Below are 17,934 nucleotides of genomic sequence, written 5' to 3' on the forward strand. Positions count from 1 at the left end.
GGGTCTCGCCCGGGGCTTCGGGATGTGGCAGGCTGTCTGATATGTCTAGACCAATTTTCGAAGTCATCGCGCTGACGCCCCAGGACGCCCAGGCCGCCGAGTCGGGCGGCGCCGACCGGCTCGAACTGGTCACGGACATGGCCGCCGACGGGCTCACCCCGTCGGTCGAGGACTTCGCCAAGATCCGTGCCGCCGTGGAGCTGCCGCTGCGCGTCATGCTGCGGGTCCGGGACGGCTTCGCGCCGGGCGACCTGGACGAGCTGCGGGCCCGCGCCGCCGCGCTGCGGGCCGAGGGGGCCGACGAGTTCGTCTTCGGCTTCCTGACGGCCGACGGCGCCGTCGACCTCGCGGCCACCCGGGCCGTCGCCGACGCGGTGGCGGGCTGCCGCTGGACGTTCCACCGGGCGATCGACCACAGCGCCGACCGGGCCGCCGTCCGCGCGGCCGTCGGCGCGCTGCCCGGACTGGACACCTTCCTCACCTCGGGCGCGGCCGGCGGGGTGGACGCCGGCCGGGAGGTGCTCTCGGCCGAGCTGGCCAAGGCGGGCGAGCCCGGGTACGGGCAGCGGATCCTGATCGGTGGCGGCCTGCGGGCCGAGCACCTCCCGGGCCTGCGGGCGGCGGGCTTCGACGCCTTCCACGTCGGCGGCGCGGTCCGGGTCGACGGATGGCAGTCCCCGGTGGACGCCTCCAAGGTCGCCGAATGGCGGTCGCTGATCGATGGCTGAGCGTGAGAGCGCCGACGGCTGAGTGATCGGTGGCCGGCAGCTCGGAGTGGAGGGGACCGGCGGTTCGCCCGCCGGTCCCCTCCCCATGTGTCAGCCCAGCTGCTCGGGCAGCGGTTCGGCGTGCAGCACCGCCAGGCCGGAGACGGCACGGGTGAGCGACACGTACAGGCGGCGCAGGCCGGTCCGCTCGTCCGGCTCGCCGGCGACCACCGCGGCCGGCTCGTCCAGCACCACGTAGTCGTACTCCAGACCCTTGGCCAGCGAGGCCGGCACGAGGGTCAGCCGGGCCTCGGCGCTGGTCTCGGCGCCGGGGGAGAGGTACGGCAGACCGGCCGCGGTCAGGGCCTCGGCGAGCCGCGGGAGGCGGGCGTCGGCGGCGATCAGACCGGTCGAGCCCTCGTGCTCCAGCGCCCGGTGACAGGCCTCGACCACCGCCCGCTCCAGCTCCCCGGCCGCGACCCGGCGGATCGTCAGCGAGCCGGGCGCCGCACGGACCGAACTCGCCGGGGCGAGGCCGGGGGCGATCGCGGGCAGCAGCCGGGAGGCGTAGGCGATGACCTCCTCGGGCACCCGGAAACCCTTGGTCAACTCCTCGACGTGGGCGGCCGGCTTGCCCAGGTGGCGCAGCGCCTCCGGCCAGCTCGCCGTCGCCCAGGGCGTGGTGCCCTGGGCGAGGTCGCCGAGGACGGTCGCCGAGCCGGTGCTGCAGCGGCGGCCGACCGCGCGGTACTGCATCGGGGAGAGGTCCTGCGCCTCGTCCAGCACCACGTGGCCGAGCGAGGCGGTGCGCTGCACCAGGTCGGTCGCCTCGTCCACCAGGACGGCGTCGGCCGGCGTCCAGCGGGCGGTCCTTACCGAGCGGCCCGGCTTGGTCCAGAGCACCGCGCGCTGCTCCTCGGGGGTGAGGACGCCCGCCGCGCAGCGCGCCAGGAACTCCGGGTCGGAGAGCAGCCGGTGCACCAGCTTGGCCGGCTCGACCAGCGGCCAGCACTCCTTGACCGTGGCCTTGACCGCCGCGTTGCGGGCCACCGCGTCCTGCACCCGGTCGTCCGGGGCCTCGCCGCCCTGCTCCATCTTCAGCAGCACGGCGTGCGCGATCCGCTGCGGCAGGGCGTCCCTCGCCGCGCCGTAGCGGATGTCGCGGCCCTTCAGCTCCTCGACGATCTCGGTGAGCTCGTACACCGGCACCCGCCAGCGGCGGGAGCCGCGCACCACCACGCAGGGCTCGGTGGGCGTGCCGATGCCCGAGCGCACGGCGCGGCGCAGCACCTCGGCCATCCGGGCGTCGCCCTTCAGCCGGGCCGCCTCGGCGGTGTCCTCGGCGCGCACCTCGACGTGCGCCACCAGCTGCTGCACGGTGGCCTGGGCCACCTCCAGCTCGCCGAGGGCGGGCAGCACCTGCTCGATGTAGGAGAGGAAGGCGTTGTTCGGGCCGATCACCAGGGTGCCCGTGCGGGCGAGCCGCTCGCGGTGCGCGTACAGCAGGTACGCCACGCGGTGCAGGCCGACGGCGGTCTTCCCGGTGCCGGGGGCGCCCTGGACGCAGACCGTGCCGGTGATGTCGGCGCGGACGATCTCGTCCTGCTCGGGCTGGATGGTGGCGACGATGTCGCGCATCGGGCCGACGCGGGGCTTCTCGATCTCGGCGGCGAGCAGCGCGGAGGAGGTGTCCGTCTCGGCCGGGTCGGTGAGGTGCTCGTCCTCGTAGGCGGTCAGCTCGCCGCCGGTGTAGCCGAAGCGGCGGCGGCGCTCGACGTCCATCGGCGCGGTGCGGCTGGCCCGGTAGAACGGCTGGGAGACCGGCGCGCGCCAGTCGATCACCATCGGGTCGCCGGCGGCGTCGTGGACGTGCCGGCGGCCGATGTAGAAGTTCTCCCCGCCGGACCCTTCGGACAGTTCCTCGCTGATCGCGTGCAGGTAGTCGAGGCGGCCGAAGAAGAGCGGGGTGTGCGAGAGGTCGGCCAGGGCGGCGATCCGGGCCTCGATCTGCTGGTGGAGGATGACGGCGGTGACCCAGGTACCGGTCACGTCGCTGATGTCCAGGGACTCGACGTCCTCGCGCATCGTCCGCAGCGCGGCCCGGGAGGCGGCCAGATGGTCGCGTTCGCGCTGGAGGGGGTCGGTGGTGGGGGTGGCGGGCACAGCGAACCTTCCCGGCTGCCCCGGATGCGGGCGCAGCGGATCGTTGGAGCTCACGGTGGGTACAGCCGACCGGTTGCCGAACGGACGGCGCCTCCCCCGGCTGCCTGCGCGACTCAGCAGGTACCACGGTTCGGGAGGGGGCAGACGAATGATCCTAGACCCGACGGCCTCGGGGTTCCACCCCGAGGCCCCGGCTCGGGGCTTCGGGGCCCCCGTACACCTGGAGGACGACTTACGTCCTGCCCGGTACGGCCTTTGGGGTGATGTGTCCGGTGCGCCCGGAAACTACCGTGGAAGACATGAGCACCGTACACATCACGGCGCCGCGAGTGCCGTCCCAGAAGTCCGCCCCCGCCGGGGCCACCGCCGCGGCCGGCCCCGGCCGCCGCCGAAGCCCGCTGACCACGGCCGTCCGCAATGTCGGCATCGCCCTCGACACCGCCGCGCGCGTGGTCTTCCTCGGGCGCGACGGCGTCAAGTACTGAGCGTTCCCGGCCGGGACAGCCGGGCCGGGGACCGGAGCAGCCCGGAACGGCCCGGTCACGGCCCGGTCAGAGCACGTCGTCCGCGTCGATGATGCGGTAGGCGTAGCCCTGCTCCGCCAGGAAGCGCTGGCGGTGGGCGGCGAAGTCCTGGTCGACGGTGTCGCGGGCCACCACCGAGTAGAAGTGCGCCGAGTGGCCGTCCGCCTTGGGGCGCAGCACGCGCCCGAGCCGCTGGGCCTCCTCCTGGCGGGAGCCGAAGGTGCCGGAGACCTGGATGGCGACGGTCGCCTCGGGCAGGTCGATGGAGAAGTTGGCGACCTTGGAGACGACCAGGACGCTGATCTCCTTGGTCCGGAAGGCCTCGAACAGCTTCTCGCGCTGGGCGTTGCTGGTCTCGCCCTTGATCACCGGCGCGTTCAGCACCTCGCCGAGCTCGTCGAGCTGGTCGATGTACTGACCGATGATCAGCGTCTGGTCCTTCTCGTGCTTCTTGACCAGCGCCTCCACCACCCGGCGCTTGGTCGCGGTGGTGGCGCAGAACCGGTAGCGCTCCTCGGGCTCGGCGGTCGCGTAGGCGAGCCGCTCGGAGTCGGTGAGGGTGACCCGGACCTCGCAGCAGTCGGCGGGCGCGATGTAGCCCTGCGCCTCGATCTCCTTCCAGGGGGCGTCGAAGCGCTTGGGGCCGATCAGCGAGAAGACGTCGCCCTCGCGGCCGTCCTCGCGGACCAGGGTGGCGGTCAGGCCGAGCCGGCGGCGGGCCTGGAGGTCGGCGGTGAACTTGAAGACCGGCGCGGGCAGCAGGTGGACCTCGTCGTAGACGACCAGGCCCCAGTTGCGGGCGTCGAAGAGCTCCAGGTGGGCGTAGACGCCCTTCCGCTTGGTGGTCATCACCTGGTAGGTGGCGATGGTGACCGGGCGGATCTCCTTGCGCGTCCCGCTGTACTCGCCGATCTCGTCCTCGGTGAGCGAGGTGCGCTTGACCAGTTCGTGCTTCCACTGGCGCGCCGAGACGGTGTTGGTGACCAGGATCAGCGTGGTCGACTTGGCCTCGGCCATCGCCGCGGCGCCGACCAGCGTCTTGCCGGCGCCGCAGGGCAGCACGACCACGCCCGAGCCGCCGTGCCAGAAGCCCTCGACGGCCTGGGCCTGGTAGGGGCGCAGCTGCCAGCCGTTCTGGTCCAGCTCGATGGGGTGCGCCTCGCCGTCCACGTACCCGGCGAAGTCCTCGGCCGGCCAGCCGAGCTTGAGCAGCACCTGCTTGATCTGGCCGCGCTCGGAGGGGTGCACGACGACGCTGTCCGGATCGACCCGGGCGCCGACCAGCGGGGCGACCTTCTTGGAGCGCAGCACCTCCTCCAGCACGGGCCGGTCGGTGGTGGAGAGCACCAGACCGTGGACCGGGTGCTTGGTGAGCTTGAGCCGGCCGTAGCGGGCCATGGTGTCCGCCACGTCCACCAGCAGCGCGTGCGGCACCGGGTAGCGCGAGTAGGTGACCAGGGCGTCGACCACCTGCTCGGCGTCGTGTCCGGCGGCACGCGCGTTCCACAGCCCGAGCGGGGTGATCCGGTAGGTGTGCACGTGCTCGGGCGCGCGCTCCAGTTCGGCGAACGGCGCGATGGCGCGACGGCAGTCGGAGGCCTTGGGGTGGTCGATCTCCAGAAGAAGAGTTTTGTCGCTCTGGACGATGAGCGGTCCGTCGTTCACGCGGGGAAGCCCTCCACTGGCTGACAGGTCTGTCGGGACGCAGACCCTCCAGTGTCGCGCATTCCGCCGGGAACCCGGGAGCCTACTTCCACTCGTGCACGGTGACCTTGCCGGTGCCGCCGCCGTCGGTGTCGTACTCGAAGAGCCCGACGGTGTCGTTGAGCTGGGCGAAGGACTCGGACTGGCTCTCGAAGAAGACCGCCCCGCGCCAGGCCATGGCGCCGCCGGGGCCGGTGAAGCGGCCGATGCCGCTGCCGTGCCAGCTGTAGGTCTCGCCGCGCTCGCTCATGCCCACGCCCTGGCCCTCACCGAACAGCGTGCCGTCCGAGCGCACCTGCGACTCGTAGGTGGCGAACTCCTTGACCCCGACGCCGAGTACCTCGCCGGTCGCCTCGAACGAGACCTCGACCACGGGGGGCACGCCGTCCGTGGTGGCCAGCACCCGCCGGCCGGTGTCCTTGCTGGTCTGGGTGACTATCTGGTTGCCGAGCACGATGACTCCCTTCGCGGTCCCCCTCCTTCCGGAGTACGCCGGGTACGACCGGATCGTCAACCGGGGGCAGTGACCGGGGGAGCGGTCGGTCGTTGTGCCGGGCATGAACAAGTCGAAGCGCGCCCTCACCGCTCTCGCCCTCCTCGGTTCGGCCTTCGCCGCGACCGCCTCCTCCGCCGGCTCCGCCCACGCCCTCGCGGGCATCGGCGAGGGCCCGGGCGGCCTGATGGCCGCCCCCGCCTTCCTGCTGGCCGACACGGTCGGCGGCGGCAGCATGCCGATCGGCCAGGGGGACCTCGCGAAGCTGGCGGACAAGGCGATGCAGGAGAAGGCGAAGGAGCAGGCCGCCAAGCAGGGGCACTGACGCGGGCGGCCGCTGACCAGCGGGGTACCGTCCGGGCCGGGCGCTACTCCTCCAGCTCCGCCACGCCGGTGATCCGGTGCAGGGCGAACGTCCGGAGCTCGTCGGCATGGTGGTCGAAGGCGGTGACGAAGCCGCCTTCGACCTTGACCGGGTCGATGATGCGCTGGCTGGCGATGCCCTCGGCGTTCAGATAGCCGATCCACATCCGCTCACCGAGCAGGACGGCGGTCTGGAGCGAGGCGAGCGTCTCGGCCGCCGCGGTGCGCGGGAGCCGGCCCGGGTCGGGCGCGGGCTCGCGGCGGACGGCGGTGGCGGCGCGGTCGCCGGCCCGGACGGCCTTGACGGCGGCGGCGAGCAGGGTGTCGTCGGGCGTCGGCGGGCCGTCCGGCACCGGCGTGGGGGCCGCGCGCGGCGGGGTGCGGTGGCTGTCCGGGCGGGTGATCAGGACGTCGCCCTCGGCGGATTCGGCCGCGGGCGCGTAGCCCATGGTGCGCAGGGTGGCGAGCAGGAGGTCGGGCGCGGCCTGGGCGGCCAGCACCGTCGGGGCGAGCAGGCGCAGCCGCAGGTCGGCGGAGCGCCGGTCGGCCAGCACCTCGCTCAGCAGCGCCGGGTCGTCGCAGCGCAGGTACGAGGAGGCGGCGCCGACCCGCAGGATGCCGTGCCGGCGGGCCACGTCGTCGATCAGGTAGCTGAGCGGCTGCGGGACGGGCGTGCGCGAGTGCTGCTCCAGGAAGGCCTGGAGGTCGGCGGCGCCGCGGCCGGCGTCGAGGGCCCGGCGGACCGACTCGGGGGTGAACCGGTAGACGGTGGCGCCGCCCTTGGACTCGATGTCGGCGCAGAGCGCGAGCGCCTGGGCGAGCGGGGTGAGCAGCGGGCCGGGGGCGATCGCGGTGAGGTCCGGCTGGAGGATGACGTGGTCCAGCGGCCGCGGCAGCAGCGGGGCGAGCACCTCGGCCGGGTCGGCCTCGGCGGTGAGCAGCGCGCGGGCCGGGGCGGCGAGTGCGCCGCGGCCGGTGATGCCGAGCAGTTCGGCCTCGGCGAGGGTCCAGGTCGTGAGGTCGTCCCGGAGGTCGCGCCCCTGGCCGTCGGCCGGGTGCGGCGCGGTGCCGGTGGGGTGACCGGTGGTGGTGGGCTGGGCGGTGATCGGCCCGCCGCGCAGCGGGCGTTGCCACCGCAGGGTGGGCAGCAGCTCGTCGGCGGTGGCGGGGGTGCCCGGCGGCAGCTCGGCGAGCAGGGCGAGGGCGGCGCGGCGTACGGACGGGGCCAGCGTGCGGTCGAGTTCGGGGCCCAGGGCGGCGCGCGGCTTGCCCTTGCCGTCCGGGCCGCCGGCGAGGGCCGGGACGCGGGTGGCGGCCAGCCAGCCGGCCGCCAGCAGGGCCCAGCGGTCGGCGGTGTCCCGCTGGAGCCAGGTGTCGTACGCCGGGGTGGGGCACCAGCGTTCGTCGGCCTCGCCGTCGGGGGCCAGCAGCCCGGCGGTGTACGCGAGTTCGAGCCAGAACGCGGCCTGCTGCTCGGTGCTCTCCAGGGCCTGGGCGGTGCGCTTGAGGTCGCGGACGCCGAGGCCGCCGGCGCGCAGGGTCGGCGGCGGGTTGAGGCCCCAGAGGTCGAGCAGCTCCTCGACGGTCCGGACGGCGGTGTACGCCTGCCCGGCGGCGGCGCTGTCCACGGCCCGGGGATCGCGCGGGGCGCCGGCCGGGGCCGGTTCGGGCTGGACGGGCTCGACCAGGCGGTGGGTACGGCCGCCGCGCAGGTGCAGCGCGAGTTCCCGGGGCAGCACCACGCTGCCGGGGCTGCTCGGCAGCAGCAGACCGCGGGCCAGCAGCCATTCGACCGGGCTCTGCGCGTCCTCGGCGGTGACCGGGCGGGTGGCGTCCGGGACGGTGCCGGTGGGCGGGCCCCACACCAGGCGGTCCAGCAGGCGAAGGGCCGGTTCGGGGGCGGTGGCGAGCAGGGCGTCGCACCGGGCGCGGTCGGTGAGCAGGGCGGCGAGCGCGGCGACGGCGGTGACCGGGTCGGGAGTGGCGGGCTGCCCGGCGGAGACCAGCAACTGCTGGATCCGGGCCGGGGACATGCCGGCGGTCGCGTCGGCGAGCGTCGGGCCGAGGCCGGTGCGGCCCGGGTTGGCGGCGGTCGGTGCCAGCGCCTCGCGGGCCGCGATGACCAGCCGCAGTCCGTTGTCGGGGCCCCAGAGCAGGGCGCGGTCGCGCAGGGTGGTGAGGGCGCGGGGCAGGGCGGCGGCGACGGCGGCCCGGTCGGCGGTGCTCAGCGGGGTGGCGCCCGGGTGCGGTTTGACCTTGGCGGGGCCGGTCAGCAGGGTGCGCACGGTGGCCGGGGAGGCCCCGTCGGGCGCGGCGGCCAGGGCCTCGGCGACCTGGAGGGTGAAGCGGTCCAGCCGCTCCAGGGCGCGCAGCGCGGAGGCGCGGGAGGAGAGCCGGGCGGCGAGCTGGGTGAGGTCGCCGGGGACGGGGTTGAGCAGGTCGGGGCGGGACCGGAGCAGGGCGGCGAGGTCGTCGTCCGCGCGGCTGCGGAGCTCCTCGGCGAGGGTGCGGGGGCCGGTGGGCGCTTTGGCGGTGCGTTGGGGGCCCTGCTGTGTGGTCATTCGACCTAGGTTAGTCGGGTCGGGTGTCGGTGGGGATCCGTCGTCGGAGGGTGGTTGTGCCGGTGGGCGGGGTGGTCGCGGCGGTCGGCCGGCGTGGCCGGAGGACGGGACGGGCTCGCGTGGGCGGGGGCCGGGTGGGTAGCGTCTCGATCGGCGGGGATCCGCGCGGATCGGCGGAGACCCGCGGGGTCCTGCGAGGTCTTCGGGGACGGGCTCGGGCGAGGCGGGGTGCTGGGTGATGGCGGACGGCGAGTGGTGGCGCAAGCGCGGGCCGTGGAGCGAGCCGTCGGGTGGTGGTGCGGGCGGTTCCGGCGGTGGTGGCCGCACGGGCGGTGGTGACGCCGGTGGCTCGGCGGACGGGGACAGTGTGTACGCGGCCGGCGCGCCCGTGGCGCCCCCGCGCCCGTCCTCCCCGCCGCCCGCGCCCCCTGCCCCGTCCTCCCCGCCGTCCTCCCCGCCGCGGCCGAGGGCGTCGGCCGGGCCGGGCGACCCGGGCTCGCCGTGGGTGACGGAGTCGGTCCGGGACGCGCCGGCGGACCCGGACGCCCTGCCGCCGCCGCAGCTGTACGCGTCCGCCGACGCGGGCGGCTGGGATCTGGTGATGCTCAACTTCTCGGACGGCCCGGGGGCGGCGATCAAGCCGATCCCGGAGCAGCGGACGGACGGCGAGGAGGCGGCGGCGGACACCGAGGCCGAGCCGCCCGCCGAGCCGCCCGCCGAGCCCGCCCCGGCCAAGGGCCGGAAGGCCCGCGGCAAGGCGAAGGCCGGGGGCGGCGGCCGGGGGAAGGCGCGGCCCGAGCCCGCCGGCGAGCCCCCGAAGCCGGCCGCGGCGGCCGGCCGCCGCCCGTCCCCGCTGCTGCTGCTCGCCTCGGTGACGCTGGTCGGCGGCGCCGTCAGCGGCCAGGTCGTGGTGATGCTGGTGGGCTGGGCCCTCGGCTACATGTCGCGCCAGCTGAGCGATCTGACCAGGAAGTTCGCCGTGTTCGGCATCCCGCTGGCGACGATCAGCGGCACCAGCCTCTGGTACTGGGGCCGTGCGCAGGGCCGCTGGGGCGGGGGCCTCCAGCCCGGCCAGCCGGCCGGCGAGATCGCCTGGTCGGCCGCCCCCGGCGTGATCCGGCTCGCGGCGGTGCTGTCGGCGGTGTTCCTGCTGGCCATGGCGGTGAAGCGGCGTGCGCAGCCGCAGGGCTGAGCCTTTCGCCGACGCGCGGGGAGGGCTGGCCGGGTGGGTGAGTGTCGGCCGGTGGTGACGGCGGCCCGACGGGGGAGGGTCAGCCGTCGGCGATGCTGATCCGGCGGCGGAACGTCGCCGTGGCGCCCAGGTGCCGGACGATCCAGGTGGCGACCGTGGCCCGGGTGGCGGTGCCGGCGCCGGGCAGTGGGAGGCCGAAGGAGACCCGTGGGTCGGCCGAGGCCGGGCCGTCCTTGAGCATCGGCGCGCGGACGACCGTCCAGGCGGTGTCGGAGGTGCTCAGGATCGCCTCCATGCGGGTCAGGTCGTGGTGGATCTCCCGGTAGAGCCGGTCGACCACCAGGCGCGTCACGACCCGCTGGGCGAAGGGGAGGTGGTCGGTCTCCAGCCCGGCCGAGGACATCGCCACGAGGTGCCCCACCCCGCCGGCCCGGGCGGCGGCCACCAGCTCCCGCGCGCCGTCCGAGAAGACGGTGGTGGCCGTCCGGCCGGTGGTGCCGAGGGCCGAGACCACGGCGTCCTGGCCGGCCAGCGGTTCGAGCAGGGAGCCGGGCCGGCTGACGTCGGCCTGTGCGATGCGCGGGGTGCCGTGCGCGAAGGGCGGTAACCGGTCGGGTGTGCGGGCCACCGCCGTGACGGTGTGCCCGGCGGCCAGGGCGAGGTCGACGACCAGGCGGCCGGTGCGTCCGGCGGCGCCCACGACGGCGAGCTTCATTGAGTCCTCCTCGGAGCTGGGGTTCGGAGCTGGGGTTCGGGGCTGCGGGCTTCGGGCTTCAGGGCCTCGGGTCGGGGTTCCCGGCGCGGGTCCTCGGCGTCGGGGCGCGGTGCCGTCGGCCTTGCCATTCATTCAGACAGACTGTATGACTGAAATCAAGTGAACCACAGACCGACCAAAGGAGCGATGACATATGGGAGTTCGCTACCCAGACCTGGCCGGAAAGGTCGTCGTGATCACCGGGGGCAGCCGCGGCATCGGCGCGGAGACCGCTCTCGCGTTCGCCCGGCAGGGGGCGGCGGTCGCCGTCCTCGGGCGGGACGAGGCCGCGCTGGCCGCCGTCTCCGGGGACCTGCGCGCGGCCGGCGCCGACGCGCTCGGCCTTGTCGCCGACTGCACCGACGCCGCCGCGCTCGCCGGGGCGGTGTCCCGGATCGAGGACGGGCTCGGCCCGGTCGACGTCCTGGCGGCGTTCGCCGGCGGGGACGGCTACCCCGTGCCGACCGTCCGGGAGACCGAGGAGCACTGGCGGGCCGTCCTGGACACCGACCTCACGGCCACCTTCCTCACCGTGCGGGCCTTCCTGCCGGGCCTGTTGGAGCGCGGCAGCGGTTCGGTGATCACCATGGCGTCCACCGCCGGCCGGCTGCCCAGCGGCTCCTCCGCCGCGTACGCCGCCGCCAAGGCGGGGGTGCTGATGTTCACCCGCCACCTCGCCCTGGAGGTGGCGGGCGCGGGCGTCCGGGTCAACGCCCTGGCGCCGGGTGCCGTCCGGACGGAGCGGACCGCCGCCATGCCGCCCGAGGTGCGGGCGGCGGTGGCCGCGGCCCACCCGCTGGGGCGGCTCGGCGAACCGGCGGACATCGCGGCGGCCTCGCTCTTCCTGGCCTCCGCCGCGTCCTCGTGGATCACCGGGCAGACGCTGGACGTCAGCGGCGGGCGGGTCATCGTCTGATCCTCCCGGCCCGAGCCCGCCCGGCGGCTCGGGCCGATCGGGGATACTGCCTGTTCACGAGGAGCCCGACGGCGGCGTCACCGGCGGCGGGGTGAGCGAGTGGAGGCGAGCGCGATGAGCCCCCGGCCCTACCGGATGGGACAGCGGCAGGCGGACGTGGACGGGACGCGCGCGCGGATCGTCGAGGCCGCGCGGGCCCAGCTGACCGAGAAGGGCACGCTGTCGCTGGACGCGGTGGCCCGGCGGGCCGATGTCGCGCGGGCCACCGTCTACTACCAGTTCGGCTCGAAGACGGGCCTGCTGGAGGCGGTCTGCGACGCGCTCGCCGAGCAGGGCGGGATGGCCCGGATCGTCGAGGCCTTCACCCTGCCCGACCCCTGGCCGGCGGTGGACCGCTTCGTCGAGGTGATGGGCGGCTTCTGGGCGGTGGACCGGGTCTGCACCCGCCGGCTGCGCGCGCTGGCCGCCCTGGACGAGGAGGTGGGCCGGGTCGTCCGCGAGCGCGACGCCCGGCGCCGGGAGGGGGCCGGGGTGCTCACCGGCCGGCTCGACGGCGTGCCGCAGGACGCGGCGGCGGTGCTGTTCGTGCTCACCGGTTTCGAGACCTACGACGCGCTGGCGGGCGAGACGGTCGGCCCCGACGGGGATCTGCGGGCGGCCGTCCCGGCCGTGACCCGACTGGTGCGCGCCGCCCTGGGTGGGCCGCCGGCCTGACGGGCCGACCCGTCGTACCGGCGGTTCAGCCCTGCTCGCGCTCGACCCGCAGGGCGCCGAGCAGTCCGGGGAAGGCCTCCTCGAACTCCTCGCGACGCAGCGCGTTCATCCGCGAAGTCCCCACGTAGTACTGCCGGATGAGCCCGGCCTCGCGCAGCACGTGGAAGTGGTGGGTGGCGGTGGACTTGCTGACCGGCAGGTCGATCGTCCCGCAGGCGAGGTCCTCGGCGGCGGCGTCCAGCTCGGCGACGATCCGGCGGCGGACCGGGTCGACCACGGCCTCCAGGACCTGTTGAAGGCTGATCTCCCGGAGGTCCGGGTGCGGCGGGGTGCGGTCCCGCTGTCCGTTGCGCTGCGTTGTCACCATCGATGCCCCTGCCTCTCGCGGCCATGGTACGGCAGCCATCAAAGTACGACAGTCGTCGAAGTTTGACAGCTGACGTACTTTCCTATTCAGTGAGCTGCGGCGGCGCGCACCCCGCGCCGCCGTCACCGATCGGAAGGGGGCGATGCGCGATGGCCAGGACGGTGCGGTTCCACGAGCACGGCGGGCCGGAGGTGCTGCGGCTGGAGGACGTGGCGGTCGGCGACCCCGGCCCCGGTGAGCTGCTGATCCGGGTGGACGCGATCGGGATCAACCGGGCCGAGGTGCTGTACCGCGGCGGCACCTACATCGAAGCCCCCCGGCGGTTCCCCGCCGGGCTCGGCGCCGAGGCGGCGGGCGTGGTCGAGGCCGTCGGAGCCGGTGTGACCGGGTTCGCGCCGGGGCAGCCGGTCAGCGTGGTGCCCGCCTTCTCGATGAACGACTACCCCGTCTACGCCGAACGCGCGATCGTCCCCGCCGTCGCGGTGCTGCACCGGCCCGCCGGGCTCGGCGCCGTCGAGGGCGCGGCGGTCTGGATGCCCTATGTGACGGCCTACGGCGCGCTGGTCGAGGTCGGCGGCCTGCGGGCCGGTGACACCGTCGTGCTGACCGCCGCCTCCAGCAGCGTGGGCCTGGCCGCGATCCAGATCGCCCAGCGGGTGGGGGCGGTACCGATCGCCACCACCCGCACCCGGGCCAAGCGGGAGGCCCTGCTCAAGGCCGGGGCGGCCGAGGTGATCGTCACCGAGGAGGAGGGCGTCTCCGAGCGGGTCCTGGCCCTGACCGGCGGCCGGGGAGCCGAGCTCGTCTTCGACGCCGTCGCCGGCCCCGGTGTGGTCGACCTCGCCCGGGCGGTCGCCGCCGGCGGCACGCTGCTGCTCTACGGCGGGCTGAGCGGCGAGCCGACCCCGTACCCGGGGTTCGAACTCGGCATGCCCGCACTGAACATGCGCACCTACACGATCCACGAGACCACGCGCGACGCGGAGCGGCTGCGCCGGGCGGAGGCCTTCGTCACCTCCGGCCTGCGCGGCGGCGCCTTCACCCCGGTGGTGGACCGCGTCTTCGGCCTGGACGAGATCGCCGAGGCGCACCGCCACATGGAGGCCGGTACGCAGGTCGGCAAGATCGTGGTCACCGTCGACCACTGAGCGGCCACGGCGCACGACGGCCCCCGCGCTCGAAGGAGCGCGGGGGCCGTCCTCGGTGGGCCGGTCGGGTCAGTACAACTGGTTGGCGGTGCCCCAGATGCCCGCGTACGCGCCGCTGAAGGCGAAGGTCGCGTAGCTGGAGCGGTAGACGCCGAAGCTCATCCGGCCCTTGCCGAACCAGTCGCCGACCAGCGGCCGGTCGCCCGGGGCGCCGTACACCGCGACGGATCAGAAGATCATCCGCCTGCGCACGGGGATCAGTATCCACAGAGGGCGGAGCCCGGTGTGATGTGGGGGTACACGAATGAGTAGGCCTCGTGAAGGGATCCCGCTGCGGGCGGAGCCGGTCTGGTGACCGTTGCCGCGGACCGCGGTGGACCGGGCATCGCCGACAGGTCCACCGGGGAGCACCCCCCGGGACTCCGTCACGCAGAGGGATCGTGGAGATACTCTGCGTTTATGACTGGTTGGAGTTACGAGAACGTGGGCTCTGAGACGGACGCCCTCCAGATCGAGAGCATCACCATCACCCCTGACCCCCCGCAGCCGGGTGCCGAGCTGAAGGGCGTGATCAAGGGGACCGTCACGAGGGAGGTCGTCGACGGCGCCTATGCCGACGTGGTGGTCAAGTTGGGCCTGGTCAAGCTGCTCCAGAAGCAGTTCGACCTGTTCGCGGAACTGAAGAAGGAGGGCTCCCGCTGGAGTCTGACGGCCGACTCGGGCAACGGCGCACCCGTCGCACCCGGCCAGGTGGAGTTGCGCTTCGACGGAAGGCTTCCCCGGGAGATCCCACGGGCCAAGTTCACCATCAACGTACGCGCTTTCACGGCCGAGGAGGAGGACTTGGCCGGCCTCAACATCAGGGTCGACTTCTTGAAGTGACTGAAGGCGACCAAGCCTTCGACGCGGGCGATGCGTCTGGACGCCGGAGTGGGAAGTCGGCGGGTCCGACTTCCCACTCCGATGCCCAGGGAAGGGAAGGGCTACTGCTCTTCGAGGAGGCCGGCCAGCCGTTCGCGGAGTGGCACTTCCAGGTCGAGGTTGTCGCCCCGGGTGGTGGTCTGGAGCAGTTCGGTGATGACGACGAGCTCGGCGAAGCGCCCGGAGGGAGTGCCGAGGATGTGCGCGAGGCGGTTCCGGACCGCCGCTGCGGTCCGGGGGACGAGCAGGCTGTAGGCGTGCAGGAGAGCTGCGTCGTACCCGGCCGGGGCGATGCCCCAGCCTTCCCAGTCGAGGAGGGCGAGTGTCGGGCCGGTGAGGTTGGCCCAGTGCAGGTCGCCGTGGGCGGTCGTCCAGGCGGGGGCGATGGTGTCGACGGGAACGCCGAGATAGTGCGGCATGGCGCGGTCGAGGTACTCCTGGCGGACCGCCACCCGATCGGTCGGTACGGCGGCGATGGCGTCCAGTGTGGAGTTGAGCTCTTCCCACCAGGTGTCGTCCAGGTCGGGGGCTGCTCGTAGGACGGGCGAGTGGCGGGTGATGGTGGGGGCGACGACCCTGTCGTACAGCTCCGCCAGGTAGGCGTACTCGCCGTCGATCCAGGTCTGCCGTTCGTGCAGGCGGGGGCGGCGGACCGCAGGAGGCATCGCATGCTCTGCCTCCTGCGGCCCCTCCCAGAGCTTGCCCCCGGCCCGGTCGGCCGGGGAGGCTGCCAACCGGAGCCAGCCGTCGCCGGCGGCAGTGGCGACCGCACGGCTGAGCGTGCGGCCGCGCCAGCCTCAGGCCTCGCGCGCGTCGATCGGCTTCGCGTCGAGTGCCGTGGCGGCGACGCTGTGCATCGCGCGCATCCGCTCGGCGGTGTCCGGCTCAGGTACCGAGTACATCGACGACCCTTCGCAGTACGTCCGGAGGCAACGGTGGCGCACCGATGGCGACGGTGGCCTGTCTCCAGTGTTCCGGCTTCCCGGTCGCACCGGGACTCGTTTCACCCCTGGGGCAGGGAAACACCGTTCGGGCGTGGGGCAGCGGGTGTGGAGCGGTAGGGAGTACGGCCCATGTGGCGACTGGCGGGATGAACGAACGGTGGCGGCCCTCGCTCGGCTGAGCGAGGGCCGCCGGGACGAGCCGTTGGGTCGATGGCGACGGCGAGGCGGGTCTATGCGGGAACGTGCATGGTGCTTGCCCGGCCGCGCGCCCCTCCCTAGGGTCCTGACCACGAGTCCGCAGCGTGTGTGGAGGGAGAGCCATGAAGCTCACGAGGATCGCCGGCGGTGACCCGGACTGCCCGGGAGGACGACTGCCCGACCGTCTACACGACCGACCGGGGGAGCATCGCCGTGCAGGGCTTCACGGTGGATCGGCCGACCCCGGACGGTGAGGCCGTGGTGGAGATCCCGGAGGCTGTTCTGCGGGAGGCGTTCCATGCTCTTGGCTGGTGATGTCTGGCGCGCGTTCTTCGACTCGTTCGAGCAGGAGGCGTTCCGGCTGGAAGTCCGGAGTCACTACGCCATGCCGGGTGAGGAAGAGGAGTTCCAGGAGTTCCTGGCCACCGGCGAACTGCACATCGACGCCGACGACAGGTGGCTGACCCGGGTGCGGAACTACCGTGCCACGGGTCGCAGGATCGGTCGGGTACATGTGCTCACCCGGCCGTTGTCCGACTACCTGCGGTACGAGTTCGCCGCCTACGCCTACAACGTCGATGCCGGGGAGGACGTCAGAATTCTTGATCTCACCGGAAAGGACGATCCGGGTCTCCCGGATCAGGACTTCTGGATGTTCGACGGCTCGAAGGTCGTCGACATGAGGTACAGGCCGGACGGTACGCAGATCGGCCGGGAGCTTTTGGAGAGTCCGGACCTCGATCTGTACCGGCACTGGCGGGATCTCGCGGTCTCGTTGTCGGTTCCTTTCGCGGAGTACAGCGCAGATTGACCCATGATCCCGGTAGGGCCGGAGAGCAGCGTCGAGACCTTGCGGCAGCACTCAAGGATCTCCGGCGTGCCTCCGGCCTTTCCGGGGAGCGTCTGGCCGTTCGGTGCGGCATGAGCCAGAGCAAGATCTCCCGGGTCGAGAACGGGAAGGCCCTTCCGTCGGTACGTGGACGGGAAGTTGGGTCGCCCAGCTGGCTGCGCCGTCGGCGGAGCGGATGGGGGCGGGCGGGCAGCAGATCCTCATGGACGTGGCCACGGGTTCGCATGCCCGGACGATGCCCGACCCGGGCGGCGGCTGGGCCGTGACCCAGCGCGGCCCGCTGCGGCTCTGGGACCAGGTCGAGCGGGCCGTCGAGGCCTGGCAGGAGGCCGGCGAGCCGCACCAGCGGGGATTCGGAATCACCGTCTCGGGCGCAGGGCAACGGGTGTGGATCGGAAGCGAGGACGGCCCGGGGTGGGACCTGCCGATCTGAACGGGATGAACCAACGATGGCGGCCCTCGCTCGGCTGAGCGAGGGCCGCCGGGCTGTGCCGTAGGGCGGTGAGGTGGTCGAACTCGCCGGCTCTGATGCCTTGGGGAACTCGGCGAACTTGGTCAGGTCGTGAGGGCGATGCGGTGGCTGGAGTGGGAAGTCGGCGGGTCCGACTTCCCACTCCGCGGCTCTCTTGCGGAGACGGCAAGTGCGGTGGTGGCCCGACGTCGGTTCAGGCGGTGAGGTGGGTCGAACTGGCCGGCTGCGCAGCACCCTGTCGGTGTCGAACCGGGCGTGAAGGGATCGTGCTGATCGCGCTTCGGCGATGTCGGGGCGGGACCGTCACCCCCGGTGGCGATGGCTGCGAACTGCACCAGTCGACCCACCACTGGCCGGCCGATTTCGTTTAAATAGTCGACCGGAAAGGCTTTTATACCTTGCTACCGTTGGGATTCGTACCGGCCGGACGGAGGAGGAGCCGTGTTCGCGGTGGAAGAAATCCCGGAACTTCGGATTGTGTACATGAGGCGCGTCGGCCCGTACGGGCCCGAGAATGTCGTGCAGATGGAAAAGCTCAAGCGATGGGCTGCTGCGAACGATCTGCTCCGTGCCGACTCGGTGGTCATGGGGATCGCCCGGGACGACCCCGCACGGACGCTGCCCCAGCACTGCAGGTACGACGTCTGTCTCGTCGTGCCGGATGACATCGGGGCCCGGGACGGCGAGGTCGAGGACGGCCGACTCGTCGGCGGCCGGTACGCGGTGCGCGCGGTGGCGCACACCGCCGAGGGGTTGTCGCGTACCTGGGCCGTCCTGTTCCGCGAGTTGGCGGACGCGGGGTTCGGTCTCGACGCGGCACGGCCGATCGTTGAGCGGTACCGCCCGGAGATGGTCGCGGCCCACCTGTGCGAGATCTGCGTGCCCGTGTTTTGAGAAGAGCAGAGCTCTGCGGGACACGATCCGCACACCGGACCGGCGGTCG

General features: G+C 73.6%; 21 protein-coding genes. 13 read left to right on the plus strand and 8 right to left on the minus strand.

The annotated features are described in order from the left end of the window. Nucleotides 1–41: 41 nt before the first annotated feature. A complete protein-coding gene (locus ACIQTO_RS14600) occupies nucleotides 42–728 on the plus strand; it encodes a copper homeostasis protein CutC (protein ID WP_402387801.1) in 687 nt (228 codons plus the stop codon). A 90-nt stretch (nucleotides 729–818) separates the two neighbouring features. On the opposite strand, the gene ACIQTO_RS14605 is transcribed toward ACIQTO_RS14600, so the two are convergent. Next, a complete protein-coding gene (locus tag ACIQTO_RS14605) occupies nucleotides 819–2,870 on the minus strand; it encodes a HelD family protein (RefSeq protein ID WP_402387804.1) in 2,052 nt (683 codons plus the stop codon). A gap of 299 nt (nucleotides 2,871–3,169) precedes the next feature. On the opposite strand from ACIQTO_RS14605, the gene ACIQTO_RS14610 reads away from it, so the two are divergent. After that, nucleotides 3,170–3,355 (plus strand): hypothetical protein, encoded by a 186-nt coding sequence (locus ACIQTO_RS14610; RefSeq protein WP_402387806.1) that lies wholly within the window; start codon nucleotides 3,170–3,172, stop codon nucleotides 3,353–3,355. Between the two features lie 66 nt (nucleotides 3,356–3,421). On the opposite strand, the gene ACIQTO_RS14615 is transcribed toward ACIQTO_RS14610, so the two are convergent. Next, complete coding sequence (locus ACIQTO_RS14615; protein ID WP_402387809.1) at nucleotides 3,422–5,059, minus strand: DNA repair helicase XPB; 1,638 nt, start codon at nucleotides 5,057–5,059, stop codon at nucleotides 3,422–3,424. 82 nt (nucleotides 5,060–5,141) lie between these two features. Beyond that, a complete protein-coding gene (locus ACIQTO_RS14620) occupies nucleotides 5,142–5,552 on the minus strand; it encodes a hypothetical protein (protein WP_402387811.1) in 411 nt (136 codons plus the stop codon). 103 nt (nucleotides 5,553–5,655) lie between these two features. On the opposite strand from ACIQTO_RS14620, the gene ACIQTO_RS14625 reads away from it, so the two are divergent. Beyond that, nucleotides 5,656–5,916: a hypothetical protein gene (locus tag ACIQTO_RS14625; RefSeq protein ID WP_402387814.1), complete on the plus strand. Its 261-nt coding sequence runs from the start codon at nucleotides 5,656–5,658 to the stop codon at nucleotides 5,914–5,916. A gap of 43 nt (nucleotides 5,917–5,959) precedes the next feature. Here the strand turns inward: ACIQTO_RS14625 and ACIQTO_RS14630 are convergent, their stop codons facing one another. Further along, complete coding sequence (locus ACIQTO_RS14630) at nucleotides 5,960–8,515, minus strand: helicase-associated domain-containing protein (RefSeq protein WP_402387816.1); 2,556 nt, start codon at nucleotides 8,513–8,515, stop codon at nucleotides 5,960–5,962. A gap of 505 nt (nucleotides 8,516–9,020) precedes the next feature. Between ACIQTO_RS14630 and ACIQTO_RS14635 the strand changes: the two genes are divergently transcribed. After that, on the plus strand, nucleotides 9,021–9,707 hold the full coding sequence (locus tag ACIQTO_RS14635; RefSeq protein WP_402387819.1) for a hypothetical protein: 687 nt from the start codon (nucleotides 9,021–9,023) through the stop codon (nucleotides 9,705–9,707). 79 nt (nucleotides 9,708–9,786) lie between these two features. Here ACIQTO_RS14635 and ACIQTO_RS14640 read toward each other — a convergent pair whose 3' ends face one another. After that, nucleotides 9,787–10,422: an NAD(P)-dependent oxidoreductase gene (locus ACIQTO_RS14640; RefSeq protein WP_402387822.1), complete on the minus strand. Its 636-nt coding sequence runs from the start codon at nucleotides 10,420–10,422 to the stop codon at nucleotides 9,787–9,789. Between the two features lie 193 nt (nucleotides 10,423–10,615). Here ACIQTO_RS14640 and ACIQTO_RS14645 point away from each other — a divergent pair, with 193 nt between their 5' ends. Both ACIQTO_RS14645 and ACIQTO_RS14650 read left to right on the plus strand, forming a co-directional pair. Continuing rightward, entirely contained in the window at nucleotides 10,616–11,377 is a 762-nt protein-coding gene (locus tag ACIQTO_RS14645; protein ID WP_402387825.1) for an SDR family NAD(P)-dependent oxidoreductase, read from the plus strand. Between the two features lie 114 nt (nucleotides 11,378–11,491). After that, nucleotides 11,492–12,091: a TetR/AcrR family transcriptional regulator gene (locus tag ACIQTO_RS14650; protein WP_402387828.1), complete on the plus strand. Its 600-nt coding sequence runs from the start codon at nucleotides 11,492–11,494 to the stop codon at nucleotides 12,089–12,091. Nucleotides 12,092–12,116: 25 nt separating this feature from the next. Here ACIQTO_RS14650 and ACIQTO_RS14655 read toward each other — a convergent pair whose 3' ends face one another. Next, nucleotides 12,117–12,458 carry an ArsR/SmtB family transcription factor gene (locus tag ACIQTO_RS14655; protein WP_402387830.1) on the minus strand — a complete coding sequence of 114 codons (342 nt, stop codon included), beginning with the start codon at nucleotides 12,456–12,458 and terminating at the stop codon, nucleotides 12,117–12,119. Nucleotides 12,459–12,607: 149 nt separating this feature from the next. Here ACIQTO_RS14655 and ACIQTO_RS14660 point away from each other — a divergent pair, with 149 nt between their 5' ends. Beyond that, nucleotides 12,608–13,606 carry a zinc-dependent alcohol dehydrogenase family protein gene (locus tag ACIQTO_RS14660; protein ID WP_402387833.1) on the plus strand — a complete coding sequence of 333 codons (999 nt, stop codon included), beginning with the start codon at nucleotides 12,608–12,610 and terminating at the stop codon, nucleotides 13,604–13,606. A 69-nt stretch (nucleotides 13,607–13,675) separates the two neighbouring features. On the opposite strand, the gene ACIQTO_RS14665 is transcribed toward ACIQTO_RS14660, so the two are convergent. Next, complete coding sequence (locus ACIQTO_RS14665) at nucleotides 13,676–13,825, minus strand: hypothetical protein (protein ID WP_402387836.1); 150 nt, start codon at nucleotides 13,823–13,825, stop codon at nucleotides 13,676–13,678. Between the two features lie 240 nt (nucleotides 13,826–14,065). Between ACIQTO_RS14665 and ACIQTO_RS14670 the strand changes: the two genes are divergently transcribed. Continuing rightward, on the plus strand, nucleotides 14,066–14,488 hold the full coding sequence (locus tag ACIQTO_RS14670) for an ML domain-containing protein (RefSeq protein ID WP_402387839.1): 423 nt from the start codon (nucleotides 14,066–14,068) through the stop codon (nucleotides 14,486–14,488). Between the two features lie 101 nt (nucleotides 14,489–14,589). Here the strand turns inward: ACIQTO_RS14670 and ACIQTO_RS14675 are convergent, their stop codons facing one another. After that, nucleotides 14,590–15,192 carry a hypothetical protein gene (locus ACIQTO_RS14675; RefSeq protein WP_402387842.1) on the minus strand — a complete coding sequence of 201 codons (603 nt, stop codon included), beginning with the start codon at nucleotides 15,190–15,192 and terminating at the stop codon, nucleotides 14,590–14,592. A 624-nt stretch (nucleotides 15,193–15,816) separates the two neighbouring features. On the opposite strand from ACIQTO_RS14675, the gene ACIQTO_RS14680 reads away from it, so the two are divergent. The 5 genes from ACIQTO_RS14680 to ACIQTO_RS14700 all read left to right on the plus strand — a co-directional run bounded on the left by ACIQTO_RS14680 (nucleotide 15,817) and on the right by ACIQTO_RS14700 (nucleotide 17,885). Continuing rightward, on the plus strand, nucleotides 15,817–15,984 hold the full coding sequence (locus ACIQTO_RS14680) for a hypothetical protein (protein ID WP_402387845.1): 168 nt from the start codon (nucleotides 15,817–15,819) through the stop codon (nucleotides 15,982–15,984). Then, nucleotides 15,968–16,480, plus strand: coding sequence for a DUF6879 family protein (locus tag ACIQTO_RS14685; protein ID WP_402387848.1), 513 nt, complete (start codon nucleotides 15,968–15,970; stop codon nucleotides 16,478–16,480). Before ACIQTO_RS14680 ends, ACIQTO_RS14685 begins: the two co-directional genes overlap by 17 nt. Then, nucleotides 16,477–16,785 carry a helix-turn-helix domain-containing protein gene (locus ACIQTO_RS14690; protein ID WP_402387851.1) on the plus strand — a complete coding sequence of 103 codons (309 nt, stop codon included), beginning with the start codon at nucleotides 16,477–16,479 and terminating at the stop codon, nucleotides 16,783–16,785. Before ACIQTO_RS14685 ends, ACIQTO_RS14690 begins: the two co-directional genes overlap by 4 nt. Further along, nucleotides 16,722–16,952, plus strand: coding sequence for a hypothetical protein (locus ACIQTO_RS14695; RefSeq protein WP_402388164.1), 231 nt, complete (start codon nucleotides 16,722–16,724; stop codon nucleotides 16,950–16,952). The genes ACIQTO_RS14690 and ACIQTO_RS14695 overlap by 64 nt, the downstream gene beginning before the upstream one ends. A gap of 480 nt (nucleotides 16,953–17,432) precedes the next feature. Further along, nucleotides 17,433–17,885 (plus strand): GyrI-like domain-containing protein, encoded by a 453-nt coding sequence (locus ACIQTO_RS14700; RefSeq protein WP_402387854.1) that lies wholly within the window; start codon nucleotides 17,433–17,435, stop codon nucleotides 17,883–17,885. Nucleotides 17,886–17,934 lie beyond the last annotated feature (49 nt).

The sequence above is a fragment of the Kitasatospora sp. NPDC091207 genome (assembly GCF_044768625.1).
Classification (GTDB): Bacteria; Actinomycetota; Actinomycetes; order Streptomycetales; family Streptomycetaceae; genus Kitasatospora.